The organism is Nonomuraea coxensis DSM 45129, assembly GCF_019397265.1.
GTDB lineage: Bacteria > Actinomycetota > Actinomycetes > Streptosporangiales > Streptosporangiaceae > Nonomuraea > Nonomuraea coxensis.
Genome location: NZ_CP068985.1, coordinates 4,197,374 through 4,219,592, shown reverse-complemented (window position 1 = coordinate 4,219,592; position 22,219 = coordinate 4,197,374). Strand labels below are relative to the sequence as shown.

General features: G+C 73.4%; 17 protein-coding genes. 7 read left to right on the top strand and 10 right to left on the bottom strand.

Going from position 1 to position 22,219, the window contains the following annotated elements; genetic code table 11:
- Positions 1-27: 27 nt before the first annotated feature.
- Positions 28-867 (bottom strand): MaoC family dehydratase, encoded by an 840-nt coding sequence (locus Nocox_RS19760; protein WP_020546834.1) that lies wholly within the window; start codon positions 865-867, stop codon positions 28-30.
- A 225-nt stretch (positions 868-1,092) separates the two neighbouring features.
- On the opposite strand from Nocox_RS19760, the gene Nocox_RS19755 reads away from it, so the two are divergent.
- From Nocox_RS19755 to Nocox_RS19745, 3 genes are all read left to right on the top strand, one after another.
- On the top strand, positions 1,093-2,748 hold the full coding sequence (locus Nocox_RS19755) for an MFS transporter (RefSeq protein ID WP_020546833.1): 1,656 nt from the start codon (positions 1,093-1,095) through the stop codon (positions 2,746-2,748).
- Positions 2,745-3,902: a thiolase C-terminal domain-containing protein gene (locus Nocox_RS19750; RefSeq protein ID WP_020546832.1), complete on the top strand. Its 1,158-nt coding sequence runs from the start codon at positions 2,745-2,747 to the stop codon at positions 3,900-3,902. The genes Nocox_RS19755 and Nocox_RS19750 overlap by 4 nt, the downstream gene beginning before the upstream one ends.
- Before the next feature lie 144 nt (positions 3,903-4,046).
- Positions 4,047-4,679: a TetR family transcriptional regulator gene (locus tag Nocox_RS19745; protein ID WP_084685910.1), complete on the top strand. Its 633-nt coding sequence runs from the start codon at positions 4,047-4,049 to the stop codon at positions 4,677-4,679.
- A gap of 24 nt (positions 4,680-4,703) precedes the next feature.
- Here Nocox_RS19745 and Nocox_RS19740 read toward each other — a convergent pair whose 3' ends face one another.
- The 7 genes from Nocox_RS19740 to Nocox_RS19710 all read right to left on the bottom strand — a co-directional run bounded on the left by Nocox_RS19740 (position 4,704) and on the right by Nocox_RS19710 (position 12,502).
- The gene (locus Nocox_RS19740) at positions 4,704-5,465 is read right to left on the bottom strand and encodes an SDR family NAD(P)-dependent oxidoreductase (protein ID WP_020546830.1); all 762 of its coding nucleotides are present in this window, start codon (positions 5,463-5,465) and stop codon (positions 4,704-4,706) included.
- A 65-nt stretch (positions 5,466-5,530) separates the two neighbouring features.
- Positions 5,531-6,760 (bottom strand): CaiB/BaiF CoA transferase family protein, encoded by a 1,230-nt coding sequence (locus tag Nocox_RS19735; protein WP_020546829.1) that lies wholly within the window; start codon positions 6,758-6,760, stop codon positions 5,531-5,533.
- Positions 6,760-7,971, bottom strand: coding sequence for a CaiB/BaiF CoA transferase family protein (locus Nocox_RS19730; protein WP_020546828.1), 1,212 nt, complete (start codon positions 7,969-7,971; stop codon positions 6,760-6,762). The genes Nocox_RS19735 and Nocox_RS19730 overlap by 1 nt, the downstream gene beginning before the upstream one ends.
- Complete coding sequence (locus Nocox_RS19725; RefSeq protein WP_020546827.1) at positions 7,968-8,954, bottom strand: NAD(P)H-dependent flavin oxidoreductase; 987 nt, start codon at positions 8,952-8,954, stop codon at positions 7,968-7,970. The genes Nocox_RS19730 and Nocox_RS19725 overlap by 4 nt, the downstream gene beginning before the upstream one ends.
- A 60-nt stretch (positions 8,955-9,014) precedes the next feature.
- Positions 9,015-10,124: an acyl-CoA dehydrogenase family protein gene (locus Nocox_RS19720; protein ID WP_020546826.1), complete on the bottom strand. Its 1,110-nt coding sequence runs from the start codon at positions 10,122-10,124 to the stop codon at positions 9,015-9,017.
- Between the two features lie 24 nt (positions 10,125-10,148).
- Positions 10,149-11,345: an acyl-CoA dehydrogenase family protein gene (locus Nocox_RS19715; RefSeq protein WP_020546825.1), complete on the bottom strand. Its 1,197-nt coding sequence runs from the start codon at positions 11,343-11,345 to the stop codon at positions 10,149-10,151.
- Between the two features lie 23 nt (positions 11,346-11,368).
- Entirely contained in the window at positions 11,369-12,502 is a 1,134-nt protein-coding gene (locus Nocox_RS19710; protein ID WP_020546824.1) for a CaiB/BaiF CoA transferase family protein, read from the bottom strand.
- 215 nt (positions 12,503-12,717) lie between these two features.
- Between Nocox_RS19710 and Nocox_RS19705 the strand changes: the two genes are divergently transcribed.
- The 3 genes from Nocox_RS19705 to Nocox_RS19695 are packed head-to-tail and all read left to right on the top strand — an operon-like array spanning position 12,718 to position 17,862.
- The gene (locus tag Nocox_RS19705) at positions 12,718-13,527 is read left to right on the top strand and encodes an ABC transporter ATP-binding protein (RefSeq protein WP_033411042.1); all 810 of its coding nucleotides are present in this window, start codon (positions 12,718-12,720) and stop codon (positions 13,525-13,527) included.
- 31 nt (positions 13,528-13,558) lie between these two features.
- Positions 13,559-16,429, top strand: coding sequence for an ABC transporter permease subunit (locus Nocox_RS19700; RefSeq protein ID WP_020546822.1), 2,871 nt, complete (start codon positions 13,559-13,561; stop codon positions 16,427-16,429).
- Positions 16,430-16,464: 35 nt separating this feature from the next.
- Positions 16,465-17,862, top strand: a complete 1,398-nt coding sequence (locus Nocox_RS19695) for an ABC transporter substrate-binding protein (protein WP_020546821.1) — start codon at positions 16,465-16,467, stop codon at positions 17,860-17,862.
- 169 nt (positions 17,863-18,031) lie between these two features.
- Here the strand turns inward: Nocox_RS19695 and Nocox_RS19690 are convergent, their stop codons facing one another.
- Both Nocox_RS19690 and Nocox_RS19685 read right to left on the bottom strand, forming a co-directional pair.
- Entirely contained in the window at positions 18,032-18,850 is an 819-nt protein-coding gene (locus Nocox_RS19690; protein WP_020546820.1) for a VOC family protein, read from the bottom strand.
- 60 nt (positions 18,851-18,910) lie between these two features.
- Positions 18,911-20,365: an MFS transporter gene (locus tag Nocox_RS19685; protein ID WP_051112751.1), complete on the bottom strand. Its 1,455-nt coding sequence runs from the start codon at positions 20,363-20,365 to the stop codon at positions 18,911-18,913.
- 340 nt (positions 20,366-20,705) lie between these two features.
- On the opposite strand from Nocox_RS19685, the gene Nocox_RS19680 reads away from it, so the two are divergent.
- Positions 20,706-22,103, top strand: coding sequence for an MFS transporter (locus Nocox_RS19680; protein ID WP_020546818.1), 1,398 nt, complete (start codon positions 20,706-20,708; stop codon positions 22,101-22,103).
- Positions 22,104-22,219 lie beyond the last annotated feature (116 nt).

Below are 22,219 nucleotides of genomic sequence, written 5' to 3'. Positions count from 1 at the left end.
GCCGTGCGCGGCGTGGGCCGCGCACGGTCAGAGGATGACCGCCGTGCCGTGGTCGATGACCGGGGTCCCGCTCTCGTCGGTGGTCTGGAACCGCACGTCGGTGCCGTCGGCCCAGATCGACACCGTGATCGTCTGCCCGGGGAGTATCGGCTTGGTGAAGCGGGCGGACATCGCGCGGAACCGTTTGGGCTCCGAACCGGCGACCGTGTGCAGCAGCGCGCGGCCGGTGAAGCCGTAGGTGCACATGCCGTGCAGGATCGGCCGCGGGAAGCCGCCCCGGCCGCTGAAGGACGGGTCGGTGTGCAGCGGGTTGCGGTCGCCGGTCAGCCGGTAGAGGAGCGCCTGGTCGGCGCGGGTGGTGTAGGTGACGACGTGGTCGGGCTTGCCCGTGGGCCGCTCCCAGTCGGTGCCGGGGCCGCGCTCGCCGCCGAAGCCGCCGTACCCGCGGAAGAACAGCGAGGTGCGGATCTTCGCCAGCGGCCCGCCGCCGGGGACGCGCGAGACGCTCTCGGTGGCGATGAGGGCGCCGGAGCCCTTGTCGTAGACGCCGACGATCTCACCCGTGGACTCGACCTCGCCCGCGACGGGGATCGTGTCGAACAGCTCGAACGCCTGCTCGGCGTGGAGCATCTTGGTGAAGTCGAGGTCCGTGGGAAGGGACATCCCCCCGCCCATGGCCACGTTGCAGAACGTCGGGAGGACCTGCTGCGGCGTGCCCTCGGTGTTCTCGGTCGTGAACTGCAGCTCCGAGAGCGGATCCTCCTGGCCGGCGCCGACCGCGATCGCGTAGAGGAGGGCGTCGTCGGAGGTCCAGGATCTCGTGACGGGTTCGCTCTTGCGGCCGACCAGCGATGCGTCGATGGGCATGGAACCTCGATTCGTGAACGCTCGGAAGACCCGGCCGGGCGTTGCCGTCCGGCCCGATCAGGTGCCAAGTGAAACACGTTACGACTGAACCGGCAAGGCTTCGCTTCCTCTTGACATCGGAGAGTTCTACTCCAACCCTGTCAGTAAGCAGAACATGTTGTCTTTAGCTGTGCGCGGGCCGAGGGCCCGGCCCCCACCTGCCGGAGGACCTGAAATGGCTGTGCGGTGAGGCGTTTCCAGGCGCTGCCCGCCGATCTGCGGATCTCCGCACTGATCGCGTTCGTGGTCGCCCTCGGCTTCGGCGTGATCGCGCCCGCCCTGCCGCTGCTCGCGGCGGAGTTCGGCGTGGGCAGCGCGGTCGTGGGGGCGGCGATCAGCGCGTTCGCGGTGGTCCGGCTCGCCACGGCCGTCGTCAACAGCCGGTTCGTCCAGCGCTTCGGCGAGCGCCGGGTGATCGCCTGGGGACTGTGGATGCAGGGCGCGACGATGATCGCCGCCAGTTTCGCCCCCGACTTCACGCTGCTCATCGCCCTGCGGGCGATCGGCGGCATGGGCAGCTCGGCCTTCACCATCGCCGCCATGTCCCTGGTCCTGCGCACGGCCCCGCCGGACGCGCGGGGCAGCGGCATCAGCACGTTCCAGCTCGGCTTCATGCTCGGCGCCCTCGCCGGGCCCGCGGCGGGCGGCGCGCTGGCCGACGTCAACCCGCGCCTGCCCTTCCTGCTGTACGGGGTCACGCTCCTCGTGGCCGCCGCGATCTCGCAGCTCAAGCTCTCCCCCGGCATCCCGCCGCCGGAGCCCCGGCACGCGGCCGGCGGCGCCGCGCCCGCGGAGGCCGGCCAGGCCGGATCGCTTCCGCGCGGCACGTACGTCCGCGCCTTCGCCGCGGCCCTGATCACCAGCTTCACCGTCGGCTGGCTCTTCTACGGCCTGCGGAACTCGACCATCCTCGTGTTCGCCACGGAGGAGCTGGGCAGCAGCGGCACCTTCATCGGCCTGGCCATGCTCGGCACCGCCGTCACCCAGCTGATCTCCGTGCCGGCGTTCGGCCGGTGGGGCGACCTCCGGGGCCGGCGGCCGGCGATGATCACCGCCGGCGTGCTCGGCATCGTCGCCGTCGCCCTGCTCTGCCTGCCGCCCGGCGAGGCGGTCTTCCTCGCCTCGATGGCGCTGCTCGGGGTGGCGGGCGGCGGGCTGTCCGCGGCGCCCGCCGCCCTCCTCGCCGACATCAGCGGCAACAGCCCCGCCAGGAACGTGGCGTGGTTCAACATGTCGTCCGACGTCGGCGCGATCATCGGCCCGGTCGCGGCGGGGGCGGTCGCCGACGCCCTGTCCTTCCAGGCCGCCTTCCTCATCACCACGCTGATCCTCGTGGTCGTCGTGGTCAGCTCGGTGGCGATGCGCGAGACGCTCGCCGCCCCGTCATCCGCGAACTCCCCCGCGAATCCACCCTCGAAAGGAACCCCCATGCCAGGACCGGCACCCGTGCCCATCCCGGAGACACTCCCCTTCTGGGAGGGCGCCGCGAACGGCGAGCTGCGCGTCCAGCGCTGCACGTCCTGTGAGCGGCACTACTTCTACCCGCGTCCCTTCTGCCCCGCCTGCGGCTCGGCGGACGTGGAGTGGACGACCGTCAGCGGCGCGGCCCGCCTGCTGTCGTACGTCATCAACCACCGGCCGCTGCCGCCCTTCGACCCCGCCACGCCGGTCGTCGTGGCGCTCGTGGAGCTGGCCGAGGGGCCGCGTCTCATGACCAACATCGTCGGGGTGCCGCCCGAGCCCGAACATCTGGAGCTGGACATGCCGTTGCAGGTCTGTTTCGTCGAGCGCGGCGAGCACACCCTCCCCGTGTTCGCCCCCGCCGGGGAGGTGGCCCGATGACCTCGATGCACCACGGCGACATCGCCATCGTCGGCGCGGCGGAGACCACCGACATCGGCGTGCGCCCCGACCTCTCCGTCCTCGGCCTGCACGCGGAGGCGGCCCGCAACGCCCTCGCCGACGCCGGGCTCACCGCCAAGGACGTCGACGGCGTGGCCACCGCCGGGCCGCTGGCGCTGGAGGTCTCCCACCACCTCGGCATCGAGCCGCGCTGGCTCGACGGCACCATGGTCGGCGGCTGCAGCTTCATGCTGCACGTCCGCCACGCCGCCGCCGCCATCGCGGCCGGCGCCGCCGACGTCGTGCTCGTCACCCACGGCGAGTCCGGCCGCTCGCGGGTCGGCGTGGCGCCCTGGGCGCCCAACCCGGCCTCGGCGACCGGCCAGTTCGAGGCCGTCTACGGCGCCCAGACGCCCTACTCGACCTTCACCCTTCCCGCGCTGCGCTTCCTGCACGAGCGCGGCATGACCCGCGAGCACCTGGCGCACGTCGTCGTGGCGCAGCGGACGTGGGCGCTGAACAACCCGCGCGCCTTCCGGCGCAAGCCCACCACGGTCGAGGAGGTGCTGGCCGGGCCCACGATCGCCTACCCGTTCACCAGGGACATGTGCTGCGTGGTGACCGACGGCGGCGGCGCGCTCGTGCTCACCACGGCCGAGCGCGCCAGGGACCTGCCGGGCGGCGACCGCGCGGTCTACCTGCTCGGCTCGGGCGAGTCGGCGGAGGGCCCGCTGGTGTCGCAGATGGCCGATCCGGGGTCGTTCGCGGCCTTCCGCAAGGCCGGCGAGGAGGCGTTCCGCACGGCCGGCATCTCGCACGCCGACGTGGACCACCTCATGGCCTACGACGCCTTCGCCCACGTGCCGCTCTACATGCTGGAGGACCTCGGCTTCGTCGGGCGCGGCGAGTCGGGCGACTTCGTCGCGGAGGGCAACACGCTGAAGGGCGGCTCGCTGCCGATGAACACCAACGGCGGCGGCCTGTCCTACACCCACACCGGCATGTACGGCATGTTCGCCATCCAGGAGGCGGTGCGGCAGCTCCGCGGCGAGGCGGTGGAGCAGCTCCCCAAGGCGGACATCAGCTTCGTGCAGGGCGTCGGGATGTTCTTCGCGGCGGCCGGCAGCCTGGTGCTCTCCCGCCACCAGGGCTGACCCCGGCGGCGGCGCCGGGAACCCGTCCGGCGCCGCTCGCCGGCCCAGGAGAACGTGTACTCTTTAGTACCAGCTTTGCAGCCGCTGACCGCAGGTCGTCAGCGGGCTCTCGTGTCCTTCGCCCACAGGGAAAGGGGGTCCGTCATGACCCGGGTGAGCAGGAAGGGCCGCACGCCCGAAGCTCGGGCCTTCCGGGCGGAACGTGTTCTGGATGCCGGGATGGCCCTGGCCACCAGGGGCGGCTACGACGCGGTCCAGATGCGCGAGGTGGCGAGGATCGCCGAGGTCGCCCTGTCGACCCTCTACCGCTACTACCCGTCGAAGGACGCCCTGCTCGCCGCGGCCATCCAGCTGCAGCTCGACGAGCTGCGCAAGGACATCGCGCAGCGTCCGCCGCGGCAGCGCACGCCGGAGGGGCGGGCCGCGGAGGTGCTGCACCGGGCCTTCCGCGCGATGCAGTACAACCGCGGGTGGGCGCACGCCGCCCTCAGCGCCTTCCACATCCCGAAGCCGCTCGGCGAGCGGCACGAGGAGGCCGCGCCCCTGGCCGAGACGCCGCCGCCGACCAGCCTGGCCGAGCTCATGGGGCGCGCGGCGTGGGGTCCTGAGCACCGCATCACCACCGCCGAGTACCGCGCGCTGCACATGCTGGAGGCGCTGTGGAGCAGCAGCGTCATCGGCTGGCTCAACGACCAGATCACGCCGGAGTACTTCGAGGAGCGGATGAAGTTCGCCGCCAGGCGGCTGCTCGCGCCGGAGCCCGAGACCGGCCGGTAGGCGCCGGTCCCGGGCCCGGCCGGCTCAGCGCGCGCCCTGGCCGTCGTCGACCTTGACCACGGTGCCGGTGACGAACTCCGAGTGCGGGGACACCAGGTAGAGCAGGGTGCTGTCGAGCTGGCGCGGGTCGCCCATGCGGGCGCGGGGGAAGAACCGCGACGGGTCGCCGCCGGTGCGCGCCATCATGCCGTCCATCATCTCCGAGGCGAACGCGCCCGGCGCGATGGCGTTGACGTTGATGTGGAACTTCGCCCACTCGACCGCGAGGACCTCCGTCATCCGCACGACGGCGGCCTTCGTCACCGAGTACAGCGCCGCTCCCCCGCCCCGGTACTCGTAGGCGCCCATGGAGGAGACGTTCACCACCCGGCCGCCGACGCCGGCCTTGATGAGCCGGCGGGCGAAGTCGCAGGACAGCAGCCAGGGTGCGCGCAGGTTCGTCCCCAGGACCCGGTCCACGAGGTCGACGGACATCTTGGTGGCGTGCTGGGCGTCGGGGATGCCGGCGTTGTTGACCAGGATGGTGGCCGGGCCGAAGCGTTCCTCGGCCGCGTCCAGCAGGCCGCCGAGCCGGTCGTCGTCGGTGAGGTCGGCGGCCAGCGGCAGGCAGGCGCCGCCGGCCGCGGCGATCTCGTCCGCGAGGTCGCCGAGCCGGTCCGCGCGCCGGGCCACGGCCACCACGGAGGCTCCGTGCTCGGCGAGGGTGACGGCGAAGCGCCGCCCGAGCCCGGAGGAGCATCCGGTCACGACGGCGGTCTGCCCCGTGAGATCGACGGTCTGCGGCATGGCTCTCCTTCTTCCTGCGGCCAGGCCCGGGGCCTGGCCTGCTTCCACGGTCCTATGGGGGCGGTTCAGTCGAGGACCTGCTCGACGGCGCCCTCGGCGACGAGCGCGGCGACCTCGGCCGCCTCGAAGCCCAGGAGCTCGGTGAGGACCCGCTCGTTGTCCTCGCCGAGCAGCGGGGCCGCCTTGGTGACGCGGTACGGCGTCAGCGACAGCTCCGCCTGGGCGCCCTCGTACGGCATCATGCCCATGACGGGGTGCGGCTGCGGCCGGAAATAGCCCCGGTGCGCCACCTGCGGGTCGGACTGGAGGCCCCGCGCGTCGTGCACCGGTCCCGCCGGCACCTCCGGCTGGAGCGTGCCGACGACCTCGGCGACCGTCCTGGCGGACGTCCACGCGGCGAGGGCCCGCTCCAGGTCGTCCTCCCGCTCCTTGCGGCCCGCCAGGGTGGCGAGCAGGGGGTCGGCCGCCCACGCGGGCTCCCCCAGGGCCCGGCGCAGGACCGTCCACTGGTCGTCGCCGGTCACCGCGATGGCGACCCACCTCTCCCTGCCGTCCTCCGGCAGGCAGGGGAAGACGCCGTGCGGGGCCGCCGCGCGGTCGCGGTTGCCGTCGCGGGTCGCGACGTGGCCGGTGAGCTGATGGTCCACGAGCTCCGGCGCCAGGAACATCAGGCCGGTCTCCATCTGGGACAGGTCGATGTGCTGGCCCTCGCCGGTCCGGTCGCGGTGCTCCAGTGCCGCGAGCACGGCCACGGCGGCGAAGCGCTGGCCGATGAAGTCCGTGTACGCCCCGTACGGGGAGCCGGGGTCGCGGTCGGGCCACCCGGTCAGCTCGCAGAACCCGGACATGGCGGCGAGCACCGTGCCGAACCCCGCGAACCCCCTGCGCGGGCCGGTCTGCCCGTTCATGGACGTCGAGAGCATGATCAGGGAGGGGTTGACCGCGCGCAGCCGGTCGTAGCCGAGCCCGAGCCGGTCCATCACGCCGGGCGTGAACGCCTCGATGACGACGTCCGCCCAGGCCGTGAGGCGGTCGGCGACCCGTCTGCCGCCGCTGGTGGACAGGTTGACCCCGAGGCCGAGCTTGGAGGCGTTGTAGTCGGCGAAGAACTGCGAGCGGTTGAGCCCCGGCACGCCGTCCTTGAACGGCGGCGCGTGCCGCAGCACGTCCACGGAGCGGGTGCTCTCGGTGCGCACCACCGTGGCGCCGTACTCGGCCAGGTAGCGCGCCGTCAGCGGGCCGACGCCCACCCAGGAGGCGTCCCACACCCTGACGCCGTCGAGCGGTCCGCGCATCAGATCGTCCCTTCGCCGCGGTGGCGGGACAGCTCCTCCGCGGACAGGCCCGCTTCGTCCCGCCACACCGTCTCGTTGTCCGCGCCGGGCTCGGCGACGTGGCCGCCGCCCGCGAGGGGGCTGGCGGGCAGCCGGGCCCAGACGCCGGGGACGCGCAGGTCCCCGGAGGTCAGGAAGTAGCCGCGGTCCGCCAGTTGCTCGTCCGCCATCAGGTCCGCGACCGTGTTGACGGGCGCCACCATGAGCCGGCGGGCCAGCGCCTTACGGGTCAGCTCCGCCTTGGTCTCGGTCAGGAAGTACGCCGCCAGCGCGCCGGTCAGCAGCTCGGGGAACGACGGGTCGTCGGCGGCGAGCGTGGGCGAGCCGAGCCGCCCGGCGTCGTAGGCCGCCAGCGCGGGCGGCAGGAATCCCTCGTCGCGCAGCCAGCCGACGTACCCGGCGGGGCCGGGGCCGAAGGGGACGGTGGCGAGGATGTGCCCGTCCCGGCAGCCGAACAGGTGGCGGTAGGGCTGGCCGGGGACGGGCGCGCCGAAGGACGCCCGGTCGACGACCGAGCCGTCGGTGTAGGGGCCGGGCACCGCGTTCATCAGGGTGCGGATCGTGGCGAGCTGCGCCGAGACGTCCACGTGCTGGCCCTGGCCGGTGCGCCGGGCGTGCCGGACCGCGGCGAGGGTGTGCACGACCGCCTCGGCCGCGGCGTGCAGGAAGTACTGGCCGGAGCTGATGCGGACGGGCGGGCGGTCGGGGTCGCCGTTGGTCCACACCGCGCCGCCGGTGGCGGCGACGACGAGGTCGGCGGCAGCGTGACCGGCGTAGGGGCCGGTCCGGCCGAAGGGGGTGACGCTGACCAGCACGAGACGCGGGTTCACGGCGGACAGGGCGGCGTGGCCGAGGCCCCGCGCCCGGAGCGTCTCCCGCTCGTACGACTCGATGACGACGTCGGCGGCGCGGGCCAGCCGCAGGAACAGCTCGCGGCCCGCGGGCCTGGCCAGGTCCAGCGTCACCGAGCGCTTGCCCCGGTTGTAGGCCGGCCACGCCGGGTTGGGCCGGCCTGGGGGCGATCCCGCCCGCCGGTCGAGCCGGGCGGGGTCGCCTCCCGGCGGCTCGACCAGGGTGACCTGGGCGCCGAGGTCGGCCAGCACGCGCCCGCTCAGCCAGGCCCGCTCGGTGGTCAGGTCGAGCACCCGCAGGCCGGCCAGCGCCCCGCTCACGGCGCCCTGCCGGGCGCGGCGGTCAGGGCGTGGGTGGCGCGGGCGGCCTCGGCGTACTCGGCGGCCAGCCGGTCCACCAGGTCGGCGACGGTGGGGACGTCGTGGACGCCGGAGACGGAGTGCCCGGCACTCCAGATGTCGCGCCACCTCTTGGGCGCGCCCCCTTCGCGGCCCTCCAGCGCCGTCATGGAGAAGCGCTTCGGCCCGATCCCGAACTCGGCCGGGTCGAGCCCCTGGGCCAGCAGCGACCGCCGCAGCAGGTTGGTCTCCAGGCCGGAGAGGGCGTTGGTGAGGTGGATGTCGTCGAGCTCGCTCTCCACGACGAAGTCCTTGTACCGCTGGTCGGCGCGGGCCTCCCTGGTGGCGATGAAGCGGGTGCCCATGTAGCCGAGGTCGCACCCGAGGGCGCGGGCGGCGAGCAGCGCGTGCCCGTCGGCCTGCCCGCCGGACAGGGCGAGGATGCCGTCGAAGCGCTGCCGCACGGCCCGCACGAACGCGAACGGGTTGGCGTTGCCGGTCTGGCCGCCCGCGCCGGCGGTGAGCAGGATCAGGCCGTCGGCCCCGGCCTCGATGGCCCGTTCCGCGTGACGCACGGTGGCCACGTCGCACCAGACCTGGATGCCGGCCTCCCGCAGGGCGGGGGCGACGGCGGCGGGCGAGCCGACGGAGGTGATCACCGCGGCGGGGCGGTGCCGCAGGATGACCTCCAGGTCCTGGTCCAGGCGGGGGTTCGAGCGGTGGACGATGAGGTTGGGCACGCAGGGAGCGGCGTCGGGGCCGCACGCGGCGGCGATGCGGTGCAGCCATTCGTCGAGCTCGCCCTCGGCCCGGCAGTTGGCCGTGGGGAAGCTGCCGAAGACGCCCGCCCGGCAGGCGGCGCTCACCAGCTCGGGGCCGGAGACGAGCAGCATGGGCGCGGCGACGAGCGGCAGCCGGGCGCGCCCGAGAACGGCGCGGCGGTCCTGTGGCAGGGCAGCGGTCATGGTTCACCTCGGGAGGGTCAGGCCGCGGCGGGCGCCCCGGGGAGGGCGCCCGCCGCCGGGTCACACGCCGAGCTTGTCGGCGAGCCGGTCGAGCTGGTAGTCGCCGTCGCCGGCGAGGACGTTGCCGGCGATCGCGTTCTTGTAGTAGAAGTGCGCGTCGTGCTCCCAGGTGAAGCCGATGCCGCCGTGCAGCAGCATCGTCTCCTTCGCGGAGGTGAGGTAGCCGGAGGAGGTGAGCGCCCGCGCGGCGGCGGCCGCGGCGCCGAGCCTCGCGGGCTCCTCGTCGGCCGCCCTGGTGGCCTCGCGCAGCGCGGCGTCCGACAGCGCCCACCGGTTGTACATGTCGGCGAGCTTGTGCTTGACGCCCTGGTAGGCGCCGATGGGCTGGCCGAAGGTGTAGCGCACCTTGGCGTACTCGGTGGTCATGGTGAGGCAGGCCAGCATGGCGCCGGACTGCTCGGCGGCGATCGCGAGGTTGGCGAGGTCGGCCACGCGGTCGAGGGCGGCGGCGGCGTCGCCGGCGAGCGGCCGGGCCGGGGTGCCGTCGAACGTGACGGTGGCCGTGCTGCGGGTCGGGTCGACCCCGGCGTCCCTGCTGACCGTCAGGCCGGCGGCGTCGCGCTCGACCAGGTACAGCCCCGCGCCCCCGGCCCCGGTGGCGTGGACGAGCAGGACGCCGGCCTCCGCGCCGTTCAGCACGGCGGTCTTGGTGCCCGACAGGGTGACGCCGTCGCCCGATCCGGTCGCGGTGGTGGCGGGCCGCTCCGGGATCCAGCGGCGGCCTCCCGGCTCGCTGACGGCGAGCGCGCCGACCAGGCCGCCCTCGGCGAGCCGCGGCAGGAGGTCGTGCTTGGCCGCCTCGTCGTCGAGGGCGAGGAGGGCTCCGGCGGTGAGCACGCAGGCCAGCAGCGGCGAGGGCACGAGGCCGGCGCCCAGCTCCCGCAGCGCCGCCGACAGGTCGGCGTGGGTGGCGCCGGCGCCGCCGTACTCCTCGGGGATGATCAGGCCGGCCAGGCCGAGGTCCCCGGCCAGGCGCGACCAGACCTCGGCGTCGTAGGCGTGCTCGCCGCCGATGACCTCGCGGACCCGCGGCAGCGGGCTGCGGTCGGCGACGAAGCGCTTGACCGTCTGAGCGAGGCTCTTCTGGTCGTCGGTGAAGATGAGAGACACATCAGCTCCTGGAGGGTGGGACGGTCAGCGCGAGAGCTTCAACTGGTTGTACGGGGTGTTGCGGTCGACGCCGGGATCCTTGGCGAGCCCCAGCACCCGCTCGCCGACGATGTTGCGCTGGATCTCGTTGGTCCCCCCGGCGACGGCGTTTCCGGGTGCGGCCACGATCGCCATGACCACCCGTTCCAGGTCGGTCCCGCCGAGCGCGACGTCGGCGCCGAGGATGTCCTGCGCCAGGTCGGCGGCCCACAGGGCCAGTTCGGCGCCGGCCAGCTTGGCGGCGGAGCCGCGGGCGCCGATGGGGACGCCGGCGATCGACTCCTCGTGCAGGACGCGGCCGTAGGCGCTCAGCGCGGACTCGCGGGCGTGCAGCAGCGCCAGCCGGCGCCGGACCGCGGGGTCGCCGTCCAGGCCGCGGGCGCGGGCCAGCTCCAGGAGCGAGTCGAAACCGAGCGGGTTGGAGCGGGCGCGCGCGCCGGTGCCGATGGTGACCCGCTCGTGGCGGAGCATCACCACGGCGGCGGCCCAGCCCTCGCCGACCCGCCCGATGACCGCGTCGTCGGAGACCTCGACGTCGTCGAAGAACACCTCGTTGAACGGCGCGTGCCCGGTCGCCACCACGAGGGGCCGCACGGTGACGCCCGGGTGGCTCATGTCGACGATGAACATGGTGATGCCGCTGTGCTTGGGCACGCTCGGGTCGGTGCGGGCGAGGATGGCGCCGTAGTCGCTGTGCTGGGCGCCGGACGTCCACACCTTCTGGCCGTTGATGATCCAGCCGGTCTCGGTGCGGGTCGCGGTGGTCTGCAGGCTGGCGACGTCCGAGCCGGCGGAGGGCTCGGAGAAGAGCTGGCACCAGATCTCCTCGCCCTTGAGCAGCGGCGGCAGGTAGCGCTTCTTCTGCTCCTCGCTGCCGAGCTCCAGGATGGTCGGGCCGGGCATGCCGAGGCCGATGGTGAACGGCCCGGTGGGCAGCTCGAAGTCCGCCGCCTCCTCGTTGAAGGCGATCAGCTCGGCCGCGCCGAGGCCCTGGCCGCCGTACTCCTTGGGCCAGGTGATGCCGGCGAAGCCCGCCTCCCAGAGCGCCTTCTGGAACCGCTTGGACTCCTCCAGCGGCACGGCGGTGCCCTCAAGGTCGTACTCGGCCGCCTCGTCGAAGGGTTTGGCGTTCTGCTCCAGCCAGGCGCGGGCCCTGGCGCGGAACTCGTCGGTGGAGGTCATAGGCGTTCCTCTCGTAGGTGCTGTCAGGCGGCCGGGGTCGGGGTGGCGGGGCCGGGGAGGGGCACTCCCCAGTCCCGGAACACCTCGCCGGTGTGCTGGCCGGGGTGCGGGGGCGGGCCGCCGATGGCGGCCGGGGTGCGGGAGAAGCGGGGGGCGGGCGCGGGCTGGGTCACGCCGAACTCGCGCACGTACGTGCCCCGCTGCGCGAGGTGGGGCTCGGCCTGGGCCTCGGCCAGCTCCCAGACCGGGGCGAAGCAGGCGTCACGTCCGGCGAACGCCTCGGCCCACTCGGCCCTGGTCCTGGTCGCGAAGACGCCGGCGAACAGCCGCTGGAGGTCGGGCCAGCGCTCGCGGTCGTGCCGGCCGGCCGTGGCGAGCTCGTCGCCGGCCAGGCCCAGCACGTCCAGCAGCTCGGCGTAGAACGGGTCCTCGATGGCGCCGACGCTGACCCAGCCGCCGTCCGCCGCGCGGTAGACGTTGTAGTACGGCGCCCCGGTGTCGAGGACGTTCGTCCCCCGGGGGCCCCAGGCGCCGAGGGCGAGCATCTGGTGCGTCATGGCGGTGAGCGCCGCCGAGCCGTCCACCATGGCGGCGTCGACCACCTGGCCCTCGCCGGTGGAGCGGGCGTGCAGCAGCGCCGCGAGCACGCCGACGGCGAGGAACATCGCGCCGCCGCCGAAGTCGCCCAGCAGGTTGACCGGCGGCACGGGCGGCCCTCCGGCGTTGCCGCACAGGCTGAGCGCCCCGCTCAGGGCGATGTAGTTGATGTCGTGGCCGGCGCGGGGCGCGTACGGGCCCTCCTGGCCCCAGCCGGTCATCCGGCCGTACACCAGGCGCGGGTTGGCCGCCAGGCAGTCCTCGGGGCCCAGGCCGAGCCGCTCGGTCACGCCGGGCCGGAACGGGTCGATGAGCACGTCCGCGGCCCGTACCAGGCCGAGCACCGCCGACCGGCCCTCGGCCGACTTCAGGTCGGCGGTGACCGAGCGCTGTCCTCTCGCCAGGATGTCGGCGGCGGGGGCCTCGGCGGGCCGGCCGGCCGGGACGGGCCGCTCGACGCGTACGACGTCAGCGCCGAGATCGGCCAGCACCATGCCGCAGAACGGCCCAGGGCCGATGCCCAGCAGCTCGACGACCCGGACTCCCGTGAGTGGACCCATGTCCGCCCTCCGTTTGAAAACACGTTCTGTTTAGCGAAGGCTCGTCCGTTCGAGGGCGGATGTCAAGAGTGTGCAGACACCTTGCCTACAGGTTGGATATTGACAATGGCGGCTCGCGTGGTCACGCTCCCTACAACGGAAACGGGTTCCTTTTGTGTCGGAGGACGTTCGGCGCCGACGTCGGAGACGCCCCCTCCTGAGGAAGTGAGCTACACATGGACGTTGCACAAGCCACCCCCGCCACCCCAGGGAGACCGGACACCGAGACCGTTCTCCGGCTGGCGGACGTCACGGTGCGCTTCGGCGGGATCACCGCGGTCGACGCCGTCACGCTCGACGTCCCGCGCGGGCAGGTGGTGGGCCTCATCGGGCCCAACGGCGCCGGCAAGACGACCCTTCTGGACGCGATCTCGGGGCTGCGCACCCCCACCGAGGGGCGCGTCGCCCTCGACGGCGCGGACGTCACCTCCCGCTCGGCCGCCTGGCTCTCCCGCCACGGCGTCCGCCGCACCTTCCAGCGGCACCAGGCGTTCGGCTGGCTCAGCGTGCGGCAGAACGTGCTCGTCCCGCTGGAGTGGCGCACCCGCGGGCGCGGGCTCCTGGGCGACGTGCTGGGCCTGCCGCACCGCCGGCGCGAGACCGCGGCCCTGCTGGAGCGGGCCGACGAGGTCATCGAGCTGTGCGGCCTGTCGGCGGTCCGTGACGTGAGCGCGGCCACCCTGCCGATCGGCCGGCTGCGGCTGCTGGAGTTCGCCCGCGCCATCGTGGACGCGCCCCGGCTGCTCCTGCTCGACGAGCCGACGTCGGGGCTTGGGCCGCGGGAGACGGAGCTCCTGCGCGAGGTCCTGCTCGGGCTGGTCGAGCGGCACGAGCTGACGGTCGTCCTCGTGGAGCACGACATCGACTTCGTGATGGGCCTCGCCGACCGCATCGTGTGCCTGGTCCAGGGCAGCGTGCTGGCCGACGGGCCGCCCGCCGAGATCCGCAGGAACCCTGAGGTCATCGCCGCCTATCTCGGCAGCTGACGCCGGCCGACCCCCCTCTTAGGAGTCTTTCGTGCAGTTCTTCAGCATCGCGATCAGCGGGGCGGTGTCGGGCGCCATCTACGCGCTGCTCGCGATCGGACTCGTCCTTTCGCACTCGACCTCCCGCATCTTCAACTTCGGCCACGCGGCCACCGCCTTCGCCTCGGCCTACCTCTACCACCAGTTCCACGTCGCGCTCGGCTGGAACAAGTGGCTGACGCTCCTGGTGATCGTCGCCGTGTTCGCCCCGCTCATGGGCTGGGCGTGGGACCGCCTGGTGTTCCGCCGCCTGGCCGACGCCGAGGAGTCGACGAAGATCGTCGCCGGGGTCGGCGTGCTCATCGTCGTGCCGGCGTTCGTGCTGCTGGTGTGCGCGATCCTGCGCGACACCCTCGGGATCCCCTTCCAGGACGTGGCCGAGGTCTACCAGGTGCCCGGCGTGCTGCCGGCCCAGCAGCACCAGATCGCCGAGGGCCTGGTCCTCAGCAACAACCAGCTCGTCGCCCTGGGCGCCAGCATCCTGCTCTTCGTCACGATGTGGGCCTTCCTCCGCTTCACGCCCATCGGCCTGCACATGCGGACCGCCGTGGACAGCCCGGTGCTCGCCCGGCTGCGGGGCATCAACACGGGCCGGGTCTCCACCCTCTCGTGGGTGATCAGCTTCTTCCTCGCCGCCGTCGCGGGCGTGCTGGCCGCGCCCTTCCCCGGCCCGTTCGGGCTGGTCAACGACAACTACACCCTGGCGCTGTTCGTCGCCACCACGGCCGCCGTCGTGGCGGGCCTGCGCTCCGTCCCGCTCGCCTTCCTCGCCGGGCTGCTCATCGGCGCCGTGCGCAACATCGTCGTCGCGTACGTCAACGCGGACTACCTGGGCGCGTTCGGCGCCTGGGCGGCCAAGGTCTACGGCCTGACCGCGTCCGTCCCGTACGCGGTGCTGTTCATCGCGCTGATCCTGATCGGCCACGACCGCAAGCGGCGCAAGGCAGGCACCGCCGCGACGGCCGCCAAGCCCACCCCCGACTACCGGGACGACCTCAGCCCGTTCAAGAAGGCCCTGCCCTGGATCATCAAGTCGGCCGTCATCCTGGTGCCCGCGCTGTTCCTCGCCAACGGCATCTGGCGGCAGTTGTTCATCTACGGGTTCGCGCTCGGCATCATCCTGCTGTCCTTCACCATCGTCACCGGGCTCGGCGGCATGGTGAGCCTCGCGCAGGGCGCGTTCGCCACCGCCGCCGGCCTCACCGTGGGCCTGCTGCTGGCCAACGACTGGCACTACGTGCCCGCCACGGTGGTCGGCGTGCTCGTCGCCGCCGGGCTCGGGGCGCTGACCGCGCTGCCGGCCCTGCGATTGTCCGGACTCAGTCTCACCTTCGCCACCCTGGCGCTGGCGCTGCTGGCCACGAACGTGCTGTTCAAGATGGAGTGGTTCTCCAACGGCACCGCCGGCTGGTCGATCCCGCGGCCCCGCTTCGGGCCCATCGACCTCGGCGACGACCGGGTGCTGCTGATCGCCGTCTTCCTCGTCGTGCTGCTGATGGTCTGGATGGCGAACAACCTCACCAACTCGGCGGCGGGCCGAGCCATGATCGCCGTGCGCACGGCCGAACCGGCCGCGTCCGCGTCGGCCGTCTCGCCGCCGGTCACCAAGCTCCTCATCTTCGTCATCTCCGCCGCCGTCGCGGGGCTGGGCGGCGTCCTCGCCGTCACCGTCTACGGCACGATCCTCAACACGGCGAACCCACCGCAGGCCACGTTCCTGTGGCTGGCGATCGTCGTCATCGTCGGCGTACGCAGCCCCGGCGGCGCCATCGAGGCCGGCATCATCAGCGCCGTCCTGCCCTGGATCATGGCCCACGGCTTCGACCTCGGGCCGATCAGCTGGGGCGGCACCAGCAACGACCTCATCCCGCAGGTGCTGTTCGGGCTCGGCGCCATCCAGCTCGCCGCCCAGCCGAACGGCCTGCTCGCCACGCAGTCCATGGCCGCCAGGCACCGGCGCGACCGCAAGCGGGCCAAGCTCGCCGCGCAGGCGGCCGCCGAGTCCGCCGCCGCGTCCGCCGCCGTGTCCGCGGTCCCGTCCGCGGCCCCGTCCGCCGGCGGGACCGGGGCCGGGGACGTCGCGCAGGCTGCTCCTGAGCCCGCGATCGAGGTGACCGAGCGGGGCGCGCCGGCCGCAGCCGCCCCGGCGGCCGGCGGCTCGCCCGGCCTACTGGAGCTGCACGGCGTGCACGCCGCGTACGGGGAGGTCGAGGTGCTCCACGGCATCGACCTGTCCGTGCGGGAGGGCGCCATCCTCGCCCTGCTGGGCGCCAACGGCTCCGGCAAGACGACGCTCTGCGCCACCATCGCCGGCCTGGTGCCGGTGACGAGCGGCCGCATCGTGTTCGACGGCGAGGACATCACCGCCCTGGACACGCTGCGGCGCGTCGGACGCGGCCTCGTCCTCGTGCCCGAGTCGCGGGGCGTCTTCCCGTCCATCACCGTCGACGAGAACCTCAGCATCTGGCTCCCGTCGAAGGCCGACCGCGCCAAGGTCTACGAGCAGTTCGAGTCCCTGGCCCGGCGGGCCGGCCAGCCGGCGGGCAACCTGTCCGGAGGCGAGCAGCAGATGCTCAGCCTGGCCCCCTTCCTCGTCCGCCGCCCGCGCCTGCTCATCAGCGACGAGCCGTCACTCGGCCTGGCCCAGCTCGTCACCGCCGAGATCATGGCCGCCTTCCAGCGCCTCCAGCAGGAGGGCACCACCGTGGTGCTCGTCGAGGAGAAGGCCAGGGACGTCCTGACCGTCGCCGACCAGGTCGGCGCTCTCCAGACCGGCCACCTCCGCTGGGTGAGCGAGCGCGCCGACGTCGACGAGCAGCGCGTCGCCGCCGCCTACCTCGGCATGTCCGCCGTCGTGCACTGACCCCCCAGCCCACGTACCTCCGAAAGGCAAACAGCATGACCTCTGCGCGCACCCGCCGGTTCCGGCGGGTCAACACCCTGGTCGCCGTGACGGCCGCCCTGTCGCTCACGGCCTGCGGCGGCGGCTCCTCCGGCACCCCCGAACCGGCCTCGCGCCCGGCGGTCGCGGCCAAGCCGCTGACCGCGCAGCAGGCGGGCGAGGAGATCACCAAGATCCTCGGCAAGCTGCCCGAGCTCACCGGCGACACCGTACGCGGCATCAACGGCAAGGTCGTCACCGTCGGCGGGACCGGGACCAACACCAAGGCGGGCCAGCACACCCTGCCGGGCCTCGACGTCGGCGCCAAGGCCCGCCTGGAGCGTGCCAACCGCGAGGGCGGCGTCAACGGCTACACCTTCGACTACGCGGGCTTCCAGGACGACAACGGGCAGCCGGCCGCCTCCCAGCACGCCACGCAGAGCCTGGTCGAGTCCGAGAAGGTCTTCGCCCTGGTGCCGTACGTGCCGGCGTCCGGCGTGAACGGCGACTACATCATCAAGCACAAGGTGCCGACGTTCGGCTGGCTGGGGCAGGACTTCTGCGCCTGGGACAAGAACCCGTGGATGTTCAGCACCTCGGGCCAGGCGTCGTGCCCGGAGGCGCTGCCGGGCAAGGTCGTCGGCTCGTCGTCGGCGCTGGAGCAGTATCTCAAGGCGTCGGGCAAGAGCGCCTCGTCGATCAAGTACGGCGTCTTCGCCTCGTCCGACCCGTACGGCAAGGCGGGCGTCATCTCGGCCAAGGCCATCGCCGCCAACCTCGGCATCGACGTCGTGTACGCGGAGGCGGACCTGCCGAGCGCCACCGAGCCCCCGCTGTCCGACTACACCCCGATCGCCTCGCGCATCATGGCGTCCGGCGCGAACGTCGTGTCTGCCAACGTCACCGCGCCCGCGCTGCTCGGCGTGCTGGGCGCGCTGAAGTCGCTGGGCTGGACCGGCGACATGCTCTACGGGCAGGCGGCGCAGGCGCTGCTCGACAACGCCGGCACCGCGCAGACGGTGGACGGCATGTACGGCACCACCTCCCAGGGCGCCCTGGCGTTCGGCGAGGACAAGTTCGCCCAGGTCAGGGAGGACCTGAAGGCCATCGGGTCGGACGCGCCGCCGGACGGCATCGGCACGGTGACGACCTACTGGGCGGCCGACCTCTTCCTCCAGGCGTTCGCCAAGATCGAGGGTGAGCCCACGGCGGAGAAGCTCGCCACGGTGCTGAACAGCGGCTCGTTCACCTACGAGGCCATCCCCGGGGTCACCTGCTCGCAGTCCTGGCCGGCCGGCCGGGTGCTCACCCCGGCGTGCGCGGGCGTGGTGAAGTACGACGCCGCCGCCAAGAAGCTGAACCCGCTGACGCCGCTGGAGGACGTGGGCGGCTACTTCATCGTCGACGGCCAGTAGGAGCCCCGCACGAGACGATCCCCGTCCCCGCCGGTGAGACCGGCGGGGGCGGGGATCCGCGCGTCCCGGCCCCGGCGGGCGGGGCAGCGCCGCCCCGATCCCAGAGGCCGGGGCAGCGCCGTCCCGGTGACGGTGGTGGGCGAGGAGGGTGTCCTCGCCCACCGGCGGGTCAGCGGCTCGCCGGGACGGAGTCCGTGAGCTGGGCGCGGCTCTCGCCGGCGAGGTCGGCGACCCGGATGCCGAGCTCGGGGACGACGGGCTCGTCCTCGGCCGCCCGCAGCGCGCAGGACGGCTCCCAGGCCGCCGCCCCGTCCTGGCGGAAGCCGAGGAGCCGCAGCCCGGGCGGCTCCTCGGTGCCGGACGCGAGCAGCAGGTCCGACCCCGTGCCCCAGCGGTAGGACGAGAGCCCCGGCCCCCACGTGGTCTCCGCGCCGCCGAGCAGGTCGCGGAGCACCAGGCGCGCCTTGTCCTCGTTCGCCACCCGCCCCATCACGACCGGCAGCGCGGCGGCCTCGGCGGCGGGCTCCGGCCAGGGGGCCCGCACCGCGCCCGGCAGGTCAGGGGGCAGCTCCGCGGGCAGCCCGTCCGACTGGGCCACCTGGACGAGGAAGCCGAGGCCGGTGGCCTTGGGATGCAGGAACGCCTCCTGCCAGAACGCGTTGTCCAGATTGACGAGGATCGGCTCGAAGCCCAGCGACCTGGCCGCGGCGAGGACGGCCCGGATGTCGTGCACCTTGAAGGTGATGTGGTGCGGCCGGGCCGGCGCCTGCGCCCCGTCGAGGAAGCGCCGGACGAACGACCCCGGCTCGGCGCCGGGCTCCAGGAGCTCGACGCCCATGCCGCCGGCGTACCGGAGCTGGGCCGGTCTGAAGGTGGGCTGGGTGTGGCCGCCGGTCCAGCGCCCGCCGAACCGCCCGGCGAGGACGGGCCCGGCCTGGGCCCAGCGCCGCACCGCGAGGGCGACATGGTCAAGGGAGTACGCCGTCATGATTCACCTCTCCGTGGAGCATCGAGACAAGGATCGCAAGGCGGGGCACCGGGCCGCCGGTCAGCCCGAGCTGGTGACGGGTTCCGCCTGGACGCCGCCCGGCAGGGGCGCGGGCCCCGCTCCCCCGCCCCGCCGCCGGGGCAGCAGGGCGCTGAGGAGGACCGCGACGCTCACCGCGGCGGCGGCCACGGCCAGTGCCTGCTGGAGACCGGTGCGCGAGGGCAGCACGGCGGTCCCCAGCTGGACGGTCTGGACGGCCAGCACGGCGCTGATCACCGCGCTGGCCAGGGACGTGCCGATGGAACGCATGAGCGAGTTGAAGCCGTTGGCGGCGGCCGTCTCGGACGGCGGGACCGCGTTCATGATCGAGGCCGGCATGGCGGCGTAGCCGAGGCCGGCGCCGGCGGAGACCACGGTCGAGGCGACCACGACGTGCCACACCTCGTCCATCAGGAACAGCGCGCCCGCGTAGCCGGCGGCGGTGAGCAGGGCGCCGGTCATGAGCGTCACCTTGGGCCCGTACGCGCCCGTGACGCGGGCCGACACCGGCGACAGCACGATCATCATCGCGCCGCCCACCGCCATCCACAGCCCGGCCTCCAGCATGGACAGCCCCAGGCCGTAGCCCGTGGCGGCCGGCGCCTGAAGGAGCTGGGGGAACACGAGGCTCGAACCGAACATGCCGAACCCGAACGCGACGGACGCCGCGTTCGTGATCAGCACCTCGCGCCGGGCGGTCATGCGCAGATCGACCAGCGCGTCACGGATCCGCAGCTCCACGAACCCCCACACCAGGAAGATCACCGCCGAGGCGGCGAACAGCCCCAGGGTCAGCGGGCTCGTCCAGCCCCAGGCGGCGCCCTTGGTGATGGGCAGCAGGAAGCACACCAGACCGGCGGACAGGCCGGCCGCGCCGGGGAAGTCGAAGCGGCCCCCGGTCCGCAGCGGCGACTCCGGCACGAGGGCGCGGGTCAGCGCCAGGCCGATCACCCCCATGGCGGCGGCGACCAGGAAGAGCATGTGCCAGTCGGCGAACTGCGCGACGAGGGCGCCGAGGGGCAGCCCGATCGCGCCTCCCGCGCCCATGGTGGCGCTCATCAGCGCCATGGCCGAGCCGAGCCGCTGGGGCGGCAGCAGGTCGCGCATGAGGCTGATGCCGAGCGGGATCGCGCCGACCGCGCAGCCCTGCATGGCGCGGCCGGCCACGACGACGGGCAGCCAGCTCGACGCCGCGCAGATGAGCGACCCGGCGCACATGAGCGCGAGGCTGATCAGCATCATGCGCCGCTTGCCGTACATGTCGCCCAGCCGTCCGCTGACCGGAGTGAACACGGCCGAGGACAGCAGCGTGGCGGTGATGACCCAGGACGCGTCGTCCACGGAGGCCGACACCAGACGCGGCAGGCTGGGGATGATGGGCACGACCAGGGTGAGCATCATCGCCACGACCATGCCGCTGAAGGCCAGCGCGGCGGTCACGCGACGTGAGGCGCGACCGGTCACGGGTGCCGCCACCGTACTCCTTCTGCTGGGGACGATGCCCGAACCCTAATCCGGACGGGCATTGTCTGTAAATAGGGAGCACTCTTGACATCGCCGAGAACGCTGACCTAGCTTCTGTTTTGCAGACACGTTTCGTCCATATTAAACGCGCAGCTCAAACTCCCTTTTCCAGGGGCGAAGCAGCCCTCTCGGACGCCTGCCGACGCGCCTTGCCGCACCCCGGCTTCCCGCCCTCCCCCTCCCGTACCTCCGCGCCCCCGTACCCTCGCTCGCTCCCCGACGACGTCGCGGAGCCGATGAACCCTGCCCGAACCCCTGGCCGGCCACGTCCTCACCAAGGAGCCCCCCCACCATGGTCAGCGAGCGCGTTCCCTCGCCCAGCGAACCAGCGATCTCCCAGACGGCCGCCGCACCGCCGAAGCCCAGCATGGTCAAAGCCTGGGTGATCACCCTCATGCTGCTCGCCAGCACGCTGATCGCCTACCTGGACAAGGCGATCCTCGGCCTGGTCGCCCAGCCCGTGATGGCCGACCTCGGCCTGACCGCCACCCAGTTCGGCACCATCAGCACCGCCGCCAGCCTGCTCGGCCCCGCCGTGACGCTGCTGTTCGCCACCGTGGCCGACCGGCTGCCGCTCAAGGGCACGCTGTTCACCCTCGTCCTGCTCTGGTCGCTGATCCAGCTACCGATCTTCTTCGCCGCCTCGGCCGGCATGCTCGTCGCGACCCGGCTGCTGCTCGGCGCGGCGGACGCGCCCTCCAACTCGGTGATGCACTCGATGGCCTACTCCTGGTGGCCGAACGAGCGGCGCGGCCTGCCCGCCGCCCTGCTCACCACCGGGGCCTCGTTCGGCAAGCTGATCTTCGCCCCGGTCCTGGTCGTGGTGATCGCCGCGCTCGGCTGGCAGTACGGCTTCCTCAGCGTCGCCATCATGGGCTTCGTCTGGTGCATCGGCTGGGCGTTCGTCGGCAAGACCGGCCCCTACGCCGAGCCGGTGACGCCGCGCCCCCCGAAGAAGGCCGCCGCGACGGCAGGGGACGACGCCCCCGAGGACCCGACGGCGGGCACCAAGGCCCCGCTCCGCTCGATCCTGCTCACCGGCACCTTCATCGGCTACCTCGCGCTGTTCTCCTCGGTCGGCATGCTCGTCATGATCGTCCTCACCTGGCTGCCGTCGTACTTCGAGGCGGGCCTCGGCTTCTCGGCCGTGACCGCCGGGTCGCTGTTCGGGGTGCCGAGCATCACCTCGGTGATCTTCCTGTTCGCCTACGGCGCGTGGGGCGACCGGGCGCTCAAGCGGGGCGTCCCCGCGCGGGTGGTCCGCACCCTCATCGGCGGCGGGCTGGCGATCGCGGGCGGCCTGTCCCTGATGGCCCTCCCCCTGGTGGACGGCGTGGCGCTGCCCATGGCGCTGCTGATGCTCGGCTACGGCCTGAGCACCAGCATCTACGCGATCGCCAACCCCACGCTCGCCCAGATCACCCCGGCCGCGCAGCGGACCGGCGTCCTGTCGCTCGGCCTGGCCCTGAGCGGCCTGCTCGGCGTGCCGGGCCCGGTGCTCGCGGGCATGGTCCTCGACGCCGCCAAGGCGTCGAGCGGCTCCCCGGCCGACGGCTACACCAGCGCGTTCCTGCTGGCCGGCGTCATCGTGCTGATCGGCGGCGCGCTGTTCGCCCTGCTGGCCAACCCCGAGCGCGACGCGCTCAAGGTGGAGGCGGCCCGCGCCGCCCGCGCGGCCCGTACCTCCTGAGCCGGAGGACGGCCGTGCGCGCCTCCCGCCGGGCCTCGAACCGGCGGGAGGCGTCCGCCCGTACGGGCGGGCCGCCGCGCGGCCATCACCGGCCCGACGGGGACGATCGCTGTCCG

Excerpts from the sequence above, each read along its gene's own strand:
- Nocox_RS19705 (WP_033411042.1), top strand. The coding sequence starts at position 12,718 with ATGGACGTTGCACAAGCCACCCCCGCCACCCCAGGGAGACCGGACACC.
- Nocox_RS19735 (WP_020546829.1), bottom strand. The coding sequence starts at position 6,760 with ATGCGCGGACCGCTCGACGGCGTCAGGGTGTGGGACGCCTCCTGGGTG.
- Nocox_RS19690 (WP_020546820.1), bottom strand. The coding sequence starts at position 18,850 with ATGACGGCGTACTCCCTTGACCATGTCGCCCTCGCGGTGCGGCGCTGG.
- Nocox_RS19750 (WP_020546832.1), top strand. The coding sequence starts at position 2,745 with ATGACCTCGATGCACCACGGCGACATCGCCATCGTCGGCGCGGCGGAG.
- Nocox_RS19715 (WP_020546825.1), bottom strand. The coding sequence starts at position 11,345 with ATGACCTCCACCGACGAGTTCCGCGCCAGGGCCCGCGCCTGGCTGGAG.
- Nocox_RS19695 (WP_020546821.1), top strand. The coding sequence starts at position 16,465 with ATGACCTCTGCGCGCACCCGCCGGTTCCGGCGGGTCAACACCCTGGTC.
- Nocox_RS19710 (WP_020546824.1), bottom strand. The coding sequence starts at position 12,502 with ATGGGTCCACTCACGGGAGTCCGGGTCGTCGAGCTGCTGGGCATCGGC.
- Nocox_RS19740 (WP_020546830.1), bottom strand. The coding sequence starts at position 5,465 with ATGCCGCAGACCGTCGATCTCACGGGGCAGACCGCCGTCGTGACCGGA.
- Nocox_RS19745 (WP_084685910.1), top strand. The coding sequence starts at position 4,047 with ATGACCCGGGTGAGCAGGAAGGGCCGCACGCCCGAAGCTCGGGCCTTC.
- Nocox_RS19680 (WP_020546818.1), top strand. The coding sequence starts at position 20,706 with ATGGTCAGCGAGCGCGTTCCCTCGCCCAGCGAACCAGCGATCTCCCAG.
- Nocox_RS19760 (WP_020546834.1), bottom strand. The coding sequence starts at position 867 with ATGCCCATCGACGCATCGCTGGTCGGCCGCAAGAGCGAACCCGTCACG.
- Nocox_RS19725 (WP_020546827.1), bottom strand. The coding sequence starts at position 8,954 with ATGACCGCTGCCCTGCCACAGGACCGCCGCGCCGTTCTCGGGCGCGCC.